This is a genomic window from Bradyrhizobium sp. Y36, from assembly GCF_002531575.1.
In the GTDB taxonomy this organism is placed as follows: Bacteria; Pseudomonadota; Alphaproteobacteria; order Rhizobiales; family Xanthobacteraceae; genus Bradyrhizobium.
This window is the reverse complement of record NZ_NWTI01000009.1, coordinates 12,740-28,401: the sequence shown is the minus strand read 5'-3', so window position 1 is coordinate 28,401 and position 15,662 is coordinate 12,740. Positions and strand designations below refer to the sequence as shown.

The 15,662-nt window shown below is 64.6% G+C and carries 14 protein-coding genes; 2 read left to right on the top strand and 12 right to left on the bottom strand.

The window, feature by feature from the left end:
• Positions 1 to 69: 69 nt before the first annotated feature.
• The 7 genes from CO669_RS17220 to CO669_RS17190 all read right to left on the bottom strand — a co-directional run bounded on the left by CO669_RS17220 (position 70) and on the right by CO669_RS17190 (position 8,829).
• Positions 70 to 1,176, bottom strand: coding sequence for a polyamine ABC transporter substrate-binding protein (locus CO669_RS17220; protein ID WP_097660998.1), 1,107 nt, complete (start codon positions 1,174 to 1,176; stop codon positions 70 to 72).
• A gap of 6 nt (positions 1,177 to 1,182) precedes the next feature.
• Positions 1,183 to 2,364: an aminotransferase gene (locus CO669_RS17215; protein ID WP_097660997.1), complete on the bottom strand. Its 1,182-nt coding sequence runs from the start codon at positions 2,362 to 2,364 to the stop codon at positions 1,183 to 1,185.
• Positions 2,365 to 2,371: 7 nt separating this feature from the next.
• Positions 2,372 to 2,698 (bottom strand): rhodanese-like domain-containing protein, encoded by a 327-nt coding sequence (locus CO669_RS17210; RefSeq protein WP_097661200.1) that lies wholly within the window; start codon positions 2,696 to 2,698, stop codon positions 2,372 to 2,374.
• Between the two features lie 305 nt (positions 2,699 to 3,003).
• Positions 3,004 to 4,932, bottom strand: a complete 1,929-nt coding sequence (locus tag CO669_RS17205; RefSeq protein ID WP_097660996.1) for a potassium transporter Kup — start codon at positions 4,930 to 4,932, stop codon at positions 3,004 to 3,006.
• Between the two features lie 141 nt (positions 4,933 to 5,073).
• Positions 5,074 to 6,972 carry a potassium transporter Kup gene (locus CO669_RS17200; RefSeq protein ID WP_097660995.1) on the bottom strand — a complete coding sequence of 633 codons (1,899 nt, stop codon included), beginning with the start codon at positions 6,970 to 6,972 and terminating at the stop codon, positions 5,074 to 5,076.
• Positions 6,973 to 7,202: 230 nt separating this feature from the next.
• Positions 7,203 to 8,033, bottom strand: a complete 831-nt coding sequence (locus CO669_RS17195) for an OmpA/MotB family protein (protein WP_063195488.1) — start codon at positions 8,031 to 8,033, stop codon at positions 7,203 to 7,205.
• A gap of 22 nt (positions 8,034 to 8,055) precedes the next feature.
• A complete protein-coding gene (locus CO669_RS17190; RefSeq protein WP_063195489.1) occupies positions 8,056 to 8,829 on the bottom strand; it encodes a motility protein A in 774 nt (257 codons plus the stop codon).
• Between the two features lie 254 nt (positions 8,830 to 9,083).
• On the opposite strand from CO669_RS17190, the gene plsY reads away from it, so the two are divergent.
• A complete protein-coding gene (plsY, locus tag CO669_RS17185) occupies positions 9,084 to 9,773 on the top strand; it encodes a glycerol-3-phosphate 1-O-acyltransferase PlsY (protein ID WP_097660994.1) in 690 nt (229 codons plus the stop codon).
• Between the two features lie 2 nt (positions 9,774 to 9,775).
• Here plsY and CO669_RS17180 read toward each other — a convergent pair whose 3' ends face one another.
• On the bottom strand, positions 9,776 to 10,495 hold the full coding sequence (locus CO669_RS17180) for a hypothetical protein (RefSeq protein WP_097660993.1): 720 nt from the start codon (positions 10,493 to 10,495) through the stop codon (positions 9,776 to 9,778).
• Between the two features lie 167 nt (positions 10,496 to 10,662).
• On the opposite strand from CO669_RS17180, the gene CO669_RS17175 reads away from it, so the two are divergent.
• Positions 10,663 to 10,956: a hypothetical protein gene (locus tag CO669_RS17175; RefSeq protein ID WP_097660992.1), complete on the top strand. Its 294-nt coding sequence runs from the start codon at positions 10,663 to 10,665 to the stop codon at positions 10,954 to 10,956.
• A gap of 3 nt (positions 10,957 to 10,959) precedes the next feature.
• Here the strand turns inward: CO669_RS17175 and CO669_RS17170 are convergent, their stop codons facing one another.
• The 4 genes from CO669_RS17170 to CO669_RS17155 all read right to left on the bottom strand — a co-directional run bounded on the left by CO669_RS17170 (position 10,960) and on the right by CO669_RS17155 (position 15,509).
• Entirely contained in the window at positions 10,960 to 11,679 is a 720-nt protein-coding gene (locus CO669_RS17170; protein ID WP_097660991.1) for an RraA family protein, read from the bottom strand.
• A gap of 124 nt (positions 11,680 to 11,803) precedes the next feature.
• Positions 11,804 to 12,685 carry a CDP-alcohol phosphatidyltransferase family protein gene (locus CO669_RS17165; RefSeq protein ID WP_097660990.1) on the bottom strand — a complete coding sequence of 294 codons (882 nt, stop codon included), beginning with the start codon at positions 12,683 to 12,685 and terminating at the stop codon, positions 11,804 to 11,806.
• 85 nt (positions 12,686 to 12,770) lie between these two features.
• Positions 12,771 to 13,475 (bottom strand): phosphatidylserine decarboxylase, encoded by a 705-nt coding sequence (locus CO669_RS17160; protein ID WP_283806795.1) that lies wholly within the window; start codon positions 13,473 to 13,475, stop codon positions 12,771 to 12,773.
• A gap of 81 nt (positions 13,476 to 13,556) precedes the next feature.
• Positions 13,557 to 15,509 carry an ABCB family ABC transporter ATP-binding protein/permease gene (locus CO669_RS17155; RefSeq protein ID WP_097661199.1) on the bottom strand — a complete coding sequence of 651 codons (1,953 nt, stop codon included), beginning with the start codon at positions 15,507 to 15,509 and terminating at the stop codon, positions 13,557 to 13,559.
• Positions 15,510 to 15,662 lie beyond the last annotated feature (153 nt).

The following is a 15,662-nucleotide window of genomic DNA, read 5'->3' as shown; positions in this document are numbered from 1 at the left end:
GAATCCTCCGCAGGAGCAATCTGGACTGCTTCGTCGCTTTGCTGCAATGACGCGTGTTGGGAGCCGTTGTCAGCGGCCGGTCTTCACCTTGGTCCACAGCCGATTGATCACCCGCTGCGTCGCCGGATCGCGCGCCGTGATGACGAACAGCTTTGCGAGCGTCGCCTCGTCCGGATAGATGTTCTTGTCACCAAGGATTTTGGGATCGACCAGTTTCTGGCTGGCGAGATTGCCACTCGCATAGGACAAAAAGTCCGAGTTCTTGGCGGCGACCTCGGGGCGGTAGAGATAGTTGATCAGTTCGTAGGCTTCCCTGACGTTCTTGGCATCCGCGGGGATCGCGAGATTGTCGAAGAACATCTGCGCGCCCTCCTTCGGAATGGCGTAGCCGATCTCGACGCCGCTCTTGGCTTCCGCCGCGCGAGCGCGGGCCTGCATGATGTCGCCGGACCAGCCGACCACGAAGCAGATCTCGCCGGTGGCGAGCGCGCTTAAGTATTCGGACGAGTGGAACTTGCGCACGGACGGCCGGACCTTGGCGACGGCATCGGCGGCCTTCTCGAGGTCGGCCTGCTTGGTCGAGTTCGGATCGAGCCCGAGCCAGCTCAGCGCCGCCGGGAAGATGTCGTCGGCGGAGTCGAGCATGTGCACGCCACAGTCTTTGAACTTGGCGAGGTTCTCCGGCTTGAAGACGATGTCCCAGCTGTCGACCTTGGCGTCGGGTCCGAGGATCTGCTTCACCTTGGCGACGTTGTAGCCGATGCCCGTCGTGCCCCACATGTAGTTGGCGGCGTAGTCGTTGCCGGGATCGTAGGTCGCCAGATGCTTGGTCACCATCGGCCAGGCATTGGCGAGGTTCGGCAGCTTCGCCTTGTCGAGCTTCTGGAAGATGTTGGCCTTGATCTGACGCTGCAGGAAATAGGCCGTGGGCACCACGACGTCGTAGCCGGACTTGCCGGCCATCAGGCGCGTCTCCAGCGTCTCGTTGGCGTCGAAGGTGTCGTAGACCACCTTGATGCCGGTCTCCTTGGTGAAGGCCTCAAGGACGTCAGGCGCCATGTAGTTGGACCAGTTGTAGAAGTTGACGACCCGCTCCTCGGCTCCTGCGGAAGGCGAGAGCAACGTCAGCACGGCGGCGATCGCGAAACCAATCCCGGAGCGGCTGACGTTCGTCATCTTTCTCTACCTCTTGCGCCCGCGCACCGCGTCGGACAGCCGCTCCAGCGCGGTGTCGAGGGTCTCGTCCTTCTTGGCAAAGCAGAAGCGCACCACCGAGGTGACCGGGTCCTGCTCGTAGAATGCCGACACCGGGATCGCGGCGACCTTGTAATCCCTAACGATCCGCCAGCAGAACTCGGTGTCGCTCTCGTTGAGGCCGAGCGGCGACAGGTCGACGGTGAGGAAGTAGGTGCCTTGCGACTTCAGCACGGGAAAGCCGAGGCTCTCCAGCCCCTTGGTCAGCCGGTCCCGGCTCCGCGTCAGATCCTTGCGCATCGACAGGAAGTAGTCGTCGGACTTGCCGAGGCCGTAGGCGACGGCCGCCTGCAGGTTTGGCGCGGTGGTGAAGGTCAGGAACTGGTGCACCTTGGCGGCGACCCGCAGCAGCGGCGGCGCGGCGCAGACGAAGCCGATCTTCCAGCCCGTGAGCGAAAAGATCTTGCCGGCCGAGCCGACCTTGATGGTGCGCTCGCGCATGCCGGGGATGGTGATCAGCGGAATGTGCTTGTGCTCGTCGAAGGTGACGTGCTCCCAGACCTCGTCCGTGATCGCGATGACGTCGAACGCCTGACAGTAGCGCGCCAGGAGCTCGAGGTCCTCGCGCGGATACACCACCGCGGACGGATTCAAGGGGTTGTTGAACAGCACCGCCTTGGTCTTTGAATTGAAGACGCTTTTCAGCATGTCCTCGTTCAGCCGCCAGTGCGGCGGCTCGAGCCGGACGAGGCGCGGAATGCCGCCGGCCTGGCGGATGATCGGCAAATAGGAATCATAGACCGGCTGGAAGCAGACCACTTCATCGCCGGGCTGCACCACCGCGAGGATCGCCGAGGTCAGCGCCTCGGTGCCGCCGGAGGTCACCATCACCTCGCTCATCGGATCGAGCTTGAGGCCGTGCCAATGGCCGTAATGGGTCGCGATCGCCTGGCGCAGCTCCGGCAGGCCCATCATCGAGGGGTACTGGTTGTAGCCGTTCAGCGAGGCCTCGGCCGCGGCGCGGCGGATGTCCTCGGGGCCGGGATCATCGGGAAAGCCCTGGCCGAGATTGATGGCGGCATTGTCGCGGGCGGCCTGCGACATCGCCTCGAAGATGGTGACGGGAAGGTCGGCGAAGACCTTGTTCAGCGAAGAGCTTTTCGTCGTCATCGCGCGGTTAGCCACCGACCTTGCTGGAAAGACCCGCCGCCTTCCAGCCGAGCATGCCGCCGGCCAGATGCTTGTCGTAAGGCAGGCCCGCCGCCTGCGCCGCGAGCGAGGCCGTCACCGAGCGCTTGCCCGAGCGGCACGCGAACACGACCTGCTTGCCTTGCGGATCGGGGATCGCCTTGGGATCAAAGGTCGAGAGCGGCACCACGACGCCGTAAGGATAGGCCTCGGCCTGCACCTCGTTCGGCTCGCGCACGTCGACCAGCAGATAGCGCCCTTCCGCGACACCCTTGGAGACCTCGTCCGGGGTCAGATCCTGTACCTGGTTTGCCACATCATCCTCCAACGTCGCAGGGCCGCATGCCGGGCGTTCCGGCCGGCGGCAACCTCGCCTCTCGGGCGGCGAAAATCAAGCGCTACAAAGGCTTGAGCCGCGCGGCGCAAGTTAAAGCTAAATCGCAGCGACTTGAAGCGCGGCTTTCGGGAGGGCTGAGGATACTGCCTCAACTCCCCACCACGCGTTCGGTGTCATTCCGCGCGAAAGCGGGGAATCCAGTACGCCGCGGCTCCTCGATTCTAGCCGCGCCGTCTCTGGAATACTGGATCGCCCGGTCAAGCCGGGCGACGACAGTGGTGGGGCTAGATCGCCACCTGCGTTCCCACCTCGACCACGCGGCCGCTCGGGATCTGGAAATAGTCCGTGGCGTCGTTGGCGGAACGGCTGAGCGAGATGAACAGCCGGTCCTGCCAGCGCGGCATGCCCGAATGGGCGGCGGGCTTGAGCGCCCTGCGCGACAGGAAGAACGAGGTCGACATGATGTCGAACTGCCAGCCGAGCTTTCGGGCGATCGCCAGGGCCTTCGGCACATTGGGCGATTCCATGAAGCCGAACTTCAGCGTCACCTTGGAGAAGGTCGGGCTGACCTGCTCCAGCTTGACCCGCTCGGCCGGATCGATGCGCGGGGTCTGCGCGGTCTCGATGGTGAGAATGACATTCTTCTCGTGCAGCACCTTGTAGTGCTTCAGACTATGCATCAGCGCGGTCGGCGCGCTGAGCGGGTCCGAGGTCAGGAACACGGCGGTGCCGGGCACACGCTGCGGCGGGCGCTTCTCCAGCATGGCAACGAGGTCGGCGAGCGGGAACTCGAGCTTGCGCGACTTCTCGAATAGCAGCCGGCTGCCGCGCCGCCACGTGTACATCAGGATGATCATGAGCGCGCCGAGCGCCAGAGGCACCCAGCCGCCCTCGAACACCTTGAGCAGATTGGCGGTCAGGAAGGTCAGGTCGAGGAACAGGAACGGGGCGATCAGCGCCGCGGCGGTCAGCGGCTTCCACTTCCAGCCCTTCCAGATCACGACAAAACCCATCATCGCCGTGACCACCATGGTGCCGGTGACAGAGATGCCGTAGGCCGAGGCGAGCGCACTCGACGAGCGGAACAGCAGTACCAACAGCACCACCGCAACCAGCAAGAGCTGGTTGATGCGCGGGATGAAGATCTGGCCGGAATGGGCTTCAGACGTATGGCGAATTTCGAAGCGCGGCAGCAGGCCGAGCTGGATCGCCTGGCGCGTCAGAGAATAGGCGCCGGTGATGACGGCCTGGCTCGCGATGACGGTTGCCATGGTGGCGAGAACAACCATGCCACCGCGGATCCAGCCCTGCGGAAACAGCTGGAAGAACGGGCTCTCGATCGCGCCGGGATCACCGAGCACGAGCGCGCCCTGCCCCAGATAATTGAGCGCCAGCGACGGCAGCACGATGAACAGCCAGGCGGTCTGGATCGGCCGTTTGCCGAAATGGCCGAGATCGGCATAGAGAGCCTCGGCGCCGGTGACCGCCAGGAACACCGCGCCCAGCGTCACGAAGCCGATGATGCCGTGGTGGACCATGAAGGACACGGCGTAGAGCGGGTTCAGCGCGTACAGGACTTGCGGCTGCTGAATGATCGGATGGATCGCCGCCGCCGCAAGCACCGCAAACCAGACGCACATGATCGGGCCGAAGAAGGCGGCGACACGGGCGGTTCCGCGCGACTGCACCGCGAACAGGCAGACCAGGATCACCACGGTCAGCGGCACGATGTAGGGCTCGAACCGGAGCGTGACATCCTTCATGCCCTCGATCGCCGATAGCACCGAGAGCGCCGGCGTGATCACGGCGTCGCCATAGAACAGCGCGCCGGAGATGATGCCGAGCAGGACGATGGTCGCCCCGCCGGTGCCGACCGCGCGCTGGGCCAGCGCCATGAGCGCCAAGGTGCCGCCCTCGCCGTTGTTGTCGGCACGGAGCAGGATCACGACGTATTTGAGCGTCACCACGACGATCAGCGCCCAGAGGATCAGGGAGAGCACGCCGAGCACCGCAGCCGGCGTCGGCACCCCCTCTGCCCCCGAGGCGGCCATCACCGCCTCGCGGAACGCGTAGAGCGGGCTGGTGCCGATATCGCCATAGACCACCCCGATGCTGCCGAGCGTCAACGCCCCGAAGCCCGCGGTCGTGTGGGCCTCGCCATGCCCATTGGCCGCCGCCGTTTCCGGGGCGGAAATCGCTACGTCACTTGTCATGGGAGAGCCCAGTGGCCTCTAAAAATGCTTCACTGCACAACGGCGGAAGAGCGCGCGGCTTATAGTCCTGCGCTGCCGGCATAGCCTAGCCCGATTCTGGGCCCTTGCCATGCAATTTTTGCATGGATGTGCCATTTGCACTCAAATAGTCACTTGGGTTCCGACTTCAACCACGCGGCCGGTGGGGATCTGGAAATAATCCGTGGCATCGTTGGCGGACCGGCTGAGCGCGATGAACAGGTGATCCTGCCAGAGCGGCATGCCTGACTGCGCGGACGCCTTCAGCGACCGGCGCGACACGAAGAACGACGTCGACATGATGTCGAACTGCCAGCCCTGCTTGCGCGCGATCGCGAGCGCCTTGGGCACGTTCGGCTGCTCCATGAAGCCGAAGCGCAGACGGACCTTCGAGAACTTGTCGCTGATCTTCTCCATGCGGAATCGTTCCGCGAGGTCGACCCGCGGCGTGTGTGCGGTCTCGATGGTCAGGATCACGTTGTGCTCGTGCAGCACCTTGTTGTGCTTGAGATTATGCAGCAGCGCGGTCGGCACGAAGGCGGGATCGCTGGTCAGGAACACCGCGGTGCCCTTGACGACGTGCGGGGGCCGCTTCTCGAGGCTCCGGATCAGGTCGTCGAGCGGCACCTCGATCCGGCGCGTCTTCTGGATCAGGATTCCGGAGCCCTTCCGCCAAGTCCAGATCGTCCCGGCCATGGCGGCGCCGAACAGCAGCGGCACCCAGGCCCCCTCGAGCAGCTTCAAGAGATTGGCGCTGAAGAAGCTCAGGTCGACGACGACAAAGGGCATGATCACGGCTGCCGCGGTCGCTGCGCGCCAGTTCCACAATTTCCAGATCACGACGAAGCCCATGATGCCGTCGGCGACCATGGTGGTGGAGACCGCGATGCCGTAGGCCGAGGCCAGGTTGCTGGGGGTGTGAAACAGCAGCACCAGCAGCATCACGCCGATCAGCAGCAGCCGGTTCACCCGCGGAAGATAGATCTGGCCGGCGTGGGTCTCGGACGTATAACGCACCTCGAAGCGCGGCAGCAGGCCGAGCTGCACCGCCTGATAGACCAGCGAATAGGCACCGGTGATCACCGCCTGGCTCGCGATCACGGTGGCCGCGGTCGCAAGCCCGACCAGCGGCAGCACCAGCCCCTCGGGGACCATGCGATAGAAAGAGTGCTCGATCGCGCTCGGATCGGACAGCACCAGCGCACCCTGACCGAAATAGTTGATCAGGAGCGCGGGCAGCACGAAGAACATCCAGGCCGACTGGATCGGCTTGCGCCCGAAATGACCCAGGTCGGCATAGAGCGCCTCCCCGCCGGTCACCGCCAGGAACACGGCGCCGAGCGTCACGAGGCCGATCGTGCCGTGCGACAGCACGAACTGCACCGCGTAATAGGGATTGATCGCCGCCAGCACGGAAGGATCGTCGGCGATGTGGACGGCGCCCATCACCGCGATGACGGTGAACCAGACCACCATCACCGGACCGAAGGCGGAGGCGACCAGCGCGGTCCCCTTGCTCTGCACGGCGAACAGCAGCACCAGGATGAGGACGGTGAGCGGCACGACGTAGTGCTCGAGCGCGGGGGTTGCGAGCTTCAGGCCTTCCACGGCCGATAGCACCGAGATCGCCGGCGTGATCATGGAATCGCCGATGAACATGGAGGCGCCGACCACGCCGAGGGCGAGCAGCAACCAGCTCCGCCGCCCGAGCGCGCGCTGGCCGAGCGCCATCAGGGAGAGCGTGCCGCCCTCCCCGTTATTGTCGGCGCGCAACAGCAGCAGGACGTATTTGGCGGTGACGACGATCAGCAGGGCCCACAGGATCAGCGAGAGCACGCCGAGCACGATGACGCGCGAGACCGGCTCGCCATGCGCCGCCCCCCTGACAGCCTCGTGGAATGCGTAAAGCGGCGAGGTGCCGATGTCGCCGAAGACGACGCCGATGCTCCCGAGCGTAAGGGACCAAAAACCTGAGGTGACCGGCCCTTCCTGGGTCTCGGCCTGTGTGATGCTCGCCGTCATGAAGGTGGAAAACGCTTCTTCCCTGGAATTGATCCGGCGCCTTTTGACGCTTCCGGTGCGCCTGTCAATCGGTGCACCACCATAGCAGGCGCAGAGCCGGATGCTGTGACACCGCGGCCACGTTCATCGCCGGCGCGACGACATGCCTCAGGTAGAATGGTAGCGCAAGGGGGCCTATTTTCCGAGCAGGATCTCGTCTGAAGACCGGGACTCACCGTGCCGGGTGACGCTCACGGCTTCAGATTCGGCGGCAGCGGCGGATCCTCGCGCATCAGGGTGATGGTCACCCGCCGGTTGGCCGCGAGCGAAGGATCGTCCGGAAACAGCGGCTGGGTGTCCGCCTTGCCGGAGACGGCGAAAATATGCGACGGCGGCAGGCCCTCGCGTTCGAGGATCTGACGCACGGCGTTGGCGCGGTCGGCCGACAGGTCGAAGGCGCCGTAGTCGCTGCGGTTCGGCACGAAGCCGGCTGCGGTGTGGCCGGCGATGGAGACGCGGAGCGGCGTGGCCTTGAGCGGGATCGCGAGCTTCTCGACCAGGCGGCGGGTGCGGTCATAGGGCACCTTGGAGCCGTCGGCGAACATCGAGCGGCCGTCCTGGTCGACGATCTCGAGGTTGAGGCCCTGCTTGGTCTCCTCGAACATGATGTGCTTGGACATCTCGGTCAGCTCCGGCATGTCCTGCAAGGCCTGACGCAGCGAGGCCGCGGCGAGCGCGAAATTGCGGTCGACCTTGATCTTCGCGCCCGACGTCTTGTCGCGATCTTCCTGGTCCGGGGTCGGCGTGTTGGAGGCATCCTCGGGCTGGATATGGTCGACGTTCTTCAGCCGCGGGCGGGTCGGCAAACCGTCGGATTCCACGATGCCGGCATAGCGCGCTTCGCTCTGCACGCCGAAGGCGTCGCGCATCGAGCCGGCGACGATCTTCAGCTTGTTGGCGTCCTGGGTCGAGAACGCCACGAGCATCACGAAGAAGCTCATCATCAGGCCCATGAGATCGGCGAAGGTCACGAACCAGCCGTGACCGCCTCCATGCGCATCGCCGCGTTTCTTCTTGGCCATGTCTCAGATCCCGGCGGGCGGCTTACGCCGGCACCGGCTCGCCCTCGGCGTGACGATGCTTCTCCGGCAGGTAGGCCAGCAGCATTTCGCGCACGAGCGTCGGGCTCTTGGAGTCGCGGATCATCAGGATGCCGTCGATGATCAGGGTGCGGTTGGTCTCCTCGTCCAGCAGCTTGCCGTGCAGCTTGTCGGCGATCGGCAGACAGAACAGGTTCGCGACCAGCGCGCCGTAGAGCGTGGCGAGCAGCGCGGTCGCCATGAACGGGCCGAGCTTGGAGGGGTCGGTCATATTGGCGAACATCTGCACCATGCCGATCAGGGTGCCGATCATACCGAACGCCGGGGCGCAGTCGCCGATGGCGCGGTAGATCTTGCTGCCCTCGTCGAGGTGCATCAGGAAGTTGTCGCGGTCGCGCTCGAGATTGTCGCGGATGAAGTCGAGGTCGTAACCGTCGGCGACGTAGCGGATGCCCTTGGCGAGGAACGGCTCGTCTGTCTCGACCTTTTCGAGGCCGACCGGGCCCTGCTTGCGGGCGATCTCGGCGATGCGGGCGAGTTCGTCGACGAGGTCGTGCGCCGACAGTCGGCTCATGGTGAAGGCGAACTTGGCGCCGAGCGGAAGGCCGTGCAGGAGCGCCGAGAGCGGAAAGCGGATCATGGTGGCGGAGATCGAGCCGCCGAAGATGATGATCATCGCATGTTCGGAGATGAACATGTGAAGGTCGCCACCCATGAAGATCATTGCGGTGATGACGATGATGCCCGCCGTGAGCCCGACGCTCGTCATGATATCCATAGGATACTCCAACGCGTACGCAACAACGGCCGTCCTGGCCGCTGGCGCGGCCCAACCCCGAACCGCATCGGAAACCCTAGAGCGCCGCCCTTAAAGCCGCGTAAAGGTTAAGTTGAGCCGGCCCACAACACCGGCGCGGCGCATCGGGATGAGGCCAGCTTTGCCGACGGCCGACTGGAATTTCAACGCTTTGCTAACCATGATTGGGGGCACCGGACGATGACGCCTGATAGAATGACGCCGAGGTGGTCTCCATGATTTTCTGGTCAGCGAGCGCGTTTGGACTGGCCGTCGCTTATCTCTTCGGCTCTGTGCCAACGGGCTATCTCGCCGGGAAGCTGCTTCGTGGCATCGATATCCGTGAGCACGGCTCGAAATCCACCGGCGCGACGAACGTGTTGCGCACCCTGGGAAAATGGCCCGCGCTGGTGGTGCTTCTGATCGATGTGATGAAGGGTGCCGCGGCGATCGTGTTTGCGCGCTGGTTCTTTGGTTGGGTCTTCACATTGCCATCAGGCACGGTGCCGGCCGCGCTCGATCCGCAAAGCTGGATCGACTGGGCCGTGTGCCTTTCCGGACTTGTCGCATTGCTCGGGCACGCCCTTTCGATCTGGCTGAATTTTACGGGCGGCAAGTCCGCGGCGACCGGGCTCGGTGTTCTGCTGGCGATGTCGTGGCCGGTCGGCCTCGGCGCCGCAATCGCTTTTGCCATTGCACTCGCCATTTCTCGCATTGTGTCGCTGGGCTCGATCCTGGCCGCGCTGACGGCGATCGCCCTCGTCTGCATCCTCGAGCAACCATTGCCTTACCGATTGCTGGTCATTGCAGGTGGCATCTATGTGATCGTGCGCCATCGCGCTAACATTCAGCGGCTGCTGGCGGGAACGGAACCGAGGTTCGGACATTTCAGTTCGGAACCACAACGTCGTCGTACGGAAACCTGACCTCAGTTCAGGCCGACCTTGGGTATGATCGCCTGCTTGAGCGGCTGCATGCTGGGAAGGCTGTACAGCTGCGAGAAGCTCTGCTTGTCCTTCTGGTACAAGACCAAGACCTTGTCGTCCGTGATCTGGTGCACCGAGTAGAGCTGCTCGATGCCCTCGATCAGCTTCCGGTAATTGGTCCCGTCGAGATCGCTCGTGGCCACGGACACCGCATCCCTTTCGGTCAAGCGATTGTCGCCGTTCGTATCCCTGTCGACGATCACGTAGAGCAACCCGACGACGCTACGCGAATTGTCGGTGATCTTCGCCTTGTCGAATACCACCTGGCCTTCGATAATCAACTGATTGGCACGGTCGAACAACCACCGCACCTCGCCGTTCGAAGCGTTCATGAAGAGATAATTGACGGTGTTCTGCTCCGAGCGCTTCAAGGAGTAGGATCCAGCGTAGGCTTGCCCGCGGACCAGCGCGACGCGCACATAGGGTGTCCCGACGAGAACATAGGGCGTTCCCAGCGAGAATTCCTCCGAGACTTTTTCCTGCTCGCCAACATTGACCACGTTGGTCACGCGGCGCGTCCGCGTCGTCTCGCCAAACAGCGACCATGCGAGCGAAGCGGCCAGAAAAATGAAGACCACCAGGGCGCCCGCAAGCACAATTGCGTTGAACCGCCAGACGCTCCTGAAGAAACGATTTGCCTTGCGTGTCACGACATTCCACACCGCCGGCTCTCATGCGCCGGCAACAGATTGAGCAGGCTGGAAGCCTAATGCGTCTTCGCTGAGACCGCCAGTCCGCGAACGACTGCGGCCCTGCGCCACGGGCGAAACGATGGGTGATCTGCTATTTTGCAGCCCTGCGGCAGGCTCGATCGCGGGAGCGATTTGCAATGTTGACGCTGTTCAGTGTTCTCACCGCGTTGCCGGCGGTGCTGGCGATCCATCTGCTGGAGCCGGAGCTCGTCCTGCCGGCGTTCAGCGCCCTGCTCTTTGTCGAGGCCGCTTTCGCCGCCAGCGCAGCGCGGTTGATCCACAGCGCCGACAGCCCCGATGACATTACCCTGTGGGATCTGGCCGGCGGCTTCACCCTGATCGGATGCGCCGCCGCGATGTTCGGAGAGCCGGACCAGGCTGCCCTGTTCCTGACCGAACAAGGCAGCTCGCGACCGGCGTCATCGCCGTAAGCTTCAGTGGATCTCCGCCGACCGCTTCAGCGCGGCCTTCAGCTTCTCCAGCGAGAAGTCGGGGCTCCGCGCGATCTCGAGGATCGGCGTCTCGCGGCGGCCACAGAGCTCGGCGGCCTCGGGGAGCTTGGCGGCGATGTCGTGCGGGATCACGATGGCGCCGTGCTGGTCGGCGTGAATCAGGTCGTCCGACCTCACGGTCATGCCGGCGACGCGCACCTCGCCGCCGAAGCTCTCGGCATGCACCCAGGCATGCGACGGGCCGATCGAGCCGGCCAGCGCCTGGAAGCCCGGCGCCCATTGCGGGATGTCGCGGATCGAGCCGTCGGTGATGACGCCGAGGCAGCCGAGCGCCTTGTGCACGTTGCTCTGCACCTCACCCCAGAACGCACCGTAGCCGACATCGGGACCGTCGATGTCCTGGATCACCGAGATGCGCGGGCCATGGCCGGTGCCGACATATTCGTAATATTCGATGCGGCGCTTCGACTGCTCTTCGGGTGCAAGCGAGGATTTCAGCACCGAGCGGATCGCAACCGTCCGGGCATAGCCGACGATCGGCGGCAAATCGGGGAACGGGCAGACCAGTTGCTTGGTGGTGTAGCCGATCAGCCGACGCTCGGGCGCCACGATCTCCATGGCATTGCAGATCGTCGGCGTGTCATAGCGGCCCAGCGCTTCGAGGACGGAAGCGGGCAGCGGCCCGGTCGCGGAATTGGTCACGGCGTTCTCTCCCAGATTGGCGGCGGTTGATTGTGCGATGCCGCCAGCATCAGGGCGATATAGCCGAGATCGGGTCTCGACCCAACTCGGCACGCCATCATGGCAGATATCCGCGTGTCGCCGTTCAGTGCAGCCGTCCGGGCCGGTCGTCGTCGTGCGGCGGCTCCGACAAATTCGCCAGCGTCGGCGCCGAGGGCGGCGACGAGACCTCGCCTCCCGATGGCGCAGCGGCCTCCATCGCGCGTGCCTGATCGCGATAGGATTTGTAGCCGAGCGGCAAAGCGAGAAGATACAGCACCGTGCCGATCGACAGCACGTGCCAGGGATAGGCGATCAACAGCGCGATGAAGACGATTACCGCAACGAAGGCCGGCAGCACCAGCTCGGGCGCCACGCGCATGCGCTTGGTCTTGCCGGAGAACACCGGCAGACGCGACACCATCAGGAAGGCGATCAGCAGCGTATAGGCCGCCGTCACCGCCGCAGGAGCGCGGCCGAGATCGAGGAAGGCGACATAGATCGGCAGCAGCACGGTGATCGCGCCGGCCGGCGCCGGCACGCCAGTGAAGAAATTGGCGGCGAAGGCCGGCTTGTTCGGATCGTCCATGGTGGCATTGAAGCGGGCCAGGCGCAGACCGCCGGAAATCGCGAACACCATCGCGGCGATCCAGCCGGCATTGCCGAGCTCGTGAAGCTGCCAGAAATACAGCATCAGCCCGGGCGCGACGCCGAAATTGACGAAATCGGCAAGACTGTCGAGCTCAGCGCCGAACTTCGACTGGCCCTTGATCAGGCGCGCGATACGGCCATCGATGCCGTCGAGCGCGGCGGCAAACACGATGGCATAGACCGCGAGCGACATCCGCCCCTCGATCGACAGCCGGATCGAGGTCAGGCCGGCGCAGATCGCCAGCAGCGTGATGACATTGGGCACCAGCATCCGCACCGGAATCGGGCGGAACCGGCGGCGGCGTATGTCGGGATCTCTCAAATCGTAGGGCGTCATGGCGGTCCTCACCTCAAGGCGAGATATAGCAAGCCGCGCCCTCCTCCGCCATTGCTGCGGAACCCGCTCGCAGGCCGACTATTGGTTAATTGGCGCGGAAGGCGCGGCTGGGGTCGTCGCCGGCAAGATCGGCCAAAATCGTCTCGCCGGCGATGGCGGTCTGCCCTTCCGAGACCAGCGCCCTGGTACCCACAGGCAGATAGACGTCGAGCCGCGAGCCAAAGCGGATCAGACCGAAACGCTCGCCGGCGCCGATCGCCTGCCCCTCCCTGACGAAACAGACGATGCGCTTGGCGACGAGGCCTGCGATCTGAACCACGCCGATGCGAGCGGTCGGCGTCGAGATGACCAGCGAGTTGCGCTCGTTATCTTCGCTGGCCTTGTCGAGCTCGGCATTGATGAAGAGGCCGGGACGGTAGGCGATGCGGTCCACCCTGCCTGCTACGGGCGCGCGGTTCACGTGACAATTGAACACGCTCATGAACACCGAGATGCGTGGCAACGGCCGGTCCCCGAGCCCGAGCTCGGCCGGCGGCAGCGCCATGGTGATCATCGAGACGCGACCGTCGGCGGGCGACACCACCAGCCCGTCGCGCACCGGCGTCACGCGCACGGGATCGCGGAAGAACAGCGCGCACCACACGGTCAGGATCGTGCCGATCCAGCCCAGAGGCGACCACAGCCAGAACAGGATGAGGCTGACCAGCGCAAAGGCGCCGATGAAGGGATAGCCCTCCTTGTGAATCGGCGGGATCTGACGCTGGATCGAATCGAGAATGGACATCGCTATCTGCCGCTGAAAGGGTTGACGGCGCGCGGGTCGCCCCGTGCGGTGGGGATGTTTAGGCCAGAGTTGGGACCGGAGACAAGGTCACACCGCCGCAGGTGCCGTCAGGGCGTCATCGACCGGAGGCGGCTCCCGGTTGGGCGCCTCGCTGGTGTCGGCCATCTTGGCCAGCCTCTCGCGCGCCTCCTCGGCCTCGCGCTGCCTGTTCCACATGCTGGCATAGAGACCGCCATGTGCGAGGAGTTTGGCGTGGGTTCCCCGCTCGGCGATCCGGCCCTGGTCCAGCACGATGATCTCGTCGGCCCCGACGATGGTCGATAGCCGGTGCGCGATCACCAGCGAGGTGCGGTTCTTCGCCACCCGATCGAGCGCGCCCTGGATCTCGTGCTCGGTGTGGGTGTCCAGCGCCGAGGTCGCCTCGTCCAACACCAGGATCGGCGGCGCCTTCAGCACGGTGCGCGCGATCGCGACGCGCTGCTTCTCGCCGCCCGACAATTTCAGCCCGCGCTCGCCGACCTGGGTCTCGTAGCCCTTCGGCGCCATGCGGATGAAATGATCGATCTGCGCGAGGCTCGCGGCCTCCTCGACTTCGGCGTCGCTGGCGTCCCAACGGCCATAACGGATGTTGTAGCGGATGGTGTCGTTGAACAGCACGGTGTCCTGCGGGACCATGCCGATGGACGCGCGCAGCGAATCCTGCGTCACCGCGCGAATGTCCTGGCCGTCGATCAAGATCTTGCCGCTGGAGACGTCATAGAGACGGAACAGAAGGCGCGAAATGGTCGACTTGCCTGCGCCCGACGGGCCGACGATGGCGACCGTCTTGCCGGCCGGCACTTCGAAGCTGATGCCCTTGAGGATCGGGCGCGTCGGCTCATAGGCAAAGCGCACGTCCTCGAAACGCACCGTGCCGGCGGAGACGGCCAGCGGCTTGGCGTCGGGGATGTCCTTGATCTCGGCCTCGCGGCCCAGCACGCTGAACATCTTCTCGATGTCGATGATCGCCTGCTTGATCTCGCGATAGACCATGCCCATGAAGTTCAGGGGCTGGTAGAGCTGGATCATCATGGCGTTGACCAGCACGAAATCGCCGACCGTGTTGCTGCCGTTGCGCACCCCGATCGCGCACATCAGCATCGTCGCGGTCAGGCCCAGCGTGAAGATCACGGCCTGGCCGGTGTTGAGCACGGCGAGCGAGGTATAGGCCTGGATGCTCGACTCCTCGTAGCGTGCCACCGAACGGTCGTAGCGCTGCGCCTCGCGCGCCTCGGCGCTGAAATACTTCACGGTCTCGTAGTTGAGCAGCGAGTCGATCGCCTTGGTGTTCGCCTCGGTGTCGGAATCGTTCATCCTGCGGCGGATGCCGATCCGCCACTCGGTCGCGACGTAGGTGTAGTACATGTAGACCGTGACCGTGATCAGGGTCGCGACCACGTAGCGCCAGTCGAACTGCCAGAGCAGCACGGCCATCAGCAAGGAGACCTCGACGATGGTCGGGATCAGCTGCAGGATCACCATGCGCACGATGACCTCGATGCCCTCGCGGCCGCGCTCGAGCACGCGCGTCAGGCCGCCGGTCTTGCGCTCGAGGTGAAAGCGCAGCGAGAGCTCGTGCATGTGGATGAAGGTGATGGTGGCAAGCTTGCGCACGGCATGCATGGCGACGCGCGCGAAGATGCCGTCGCGCCATTGCGTCAGCACCGCCATCAGGATGCGCATCAGACCGTAGCTCGCGGTCAGCAACAGCGGCGAGGCGATCACCCAGAGATGCCAATTGTCGGCCTGCACCGGCGCCGTGTTGGCGCCGGTCAGCGCGTCCGTCGCCCATTTGAAGCTGAACGGCACCGTCAGCGTGACCAGCTTGGCGGCGAGCAGCAGCACCATGGACCAGACCACCCGCATCTTCAGATCGAAGCGGTCGCCCGGCCAGATATAGGGCCATAGATGTGCCAGCGTGCCCATCAACGTGGCCCGCTCGAGCGGCCCGCCCGAGGGATCGGGCACGTCGGGAACGTGGGGCGAATGAGGTGGGCTCATCAAGAAACCTGGGAGGCCCGCCGGGCGCGGGCGCGCTGCAATGACTGTTTTCGCTTGTCCATATAGAAGCTTCCGGCGGCGAGCGCACCCCGCCAGATGGCGATTCGTCGATAGTTTGTCGCCATTTACCGGTAGATTTCCGGACGATCCGAA

Coding starts and splice junctions, on each gene's coding strand:
- CO669_RS17220 (WP_097660998.1), bottom strand. CDS start 1,176: ATGACGAACGTCAGCCGCTCCGGGATTGGTTTCGCGATCGCCGCCGTG.
- CO669_RS17215 (WP_097660997.1), bottom strand. CDS start 2,364: ATGACGACGAAAAGCTCTTCGCTGAACAAGGTCTTCGCCGACCTTCCC.
- CO669_RS17205 (WP_097660996.1), bottom strand. CDS start 4,932: ATGACAAGTGACGTAGCGATTTCCGCCCCGGAAACGGCGGCGGCCAAT.
- CO669_RS17200 (WP_097660995.1), bottom strand. CDS start 6,972: ATGACGGCGAGCATCACACAGGCCGAGACCCAGGAAGGGCCGGTCACC.
- CO669_RS17195 (WP_063195488.1), bottom strand. CDS start 8,033: ATGGCCAAGAAGAAACGCGGCGATGCGCATGGAGGCGGTCACGGCTGG.
- CO669_RS17190 (WP_063195489.1), bottom strand. CDS start 8,829: ATGGATATCATGACGAGCGTCGGGCTCACGGCGGGCATCATCGTCATC.
- plsY (WP_097660994.1), top strand. CDS start 9,084: ATGATTTTCTGGTCAGCGAGCGCGTTTGGACTGGCCGTCGCTTATCTC.
- CO669_RS17175 (WP_097660992.1), top strand. CDS start 10,663: ATGTTGACGCTGTTCAGTGTTCTCACCGCGTTGCCGGCGGTGCTGGCG.
- CO669_RS17165 (WP_097660990.1), bottom strand. CDS start 12,685: ATGACGCCCTACGATTTGAGAGATCCCGACATACGCCGCCGCCGGTTC.
- CO669_RS17155 (WP_097661199.1), bottom strand. CDS start 15,509: ATGAGCCCACCTCATTCGCCCCACGTTCCCGACGTGCCCGATCCCTCG.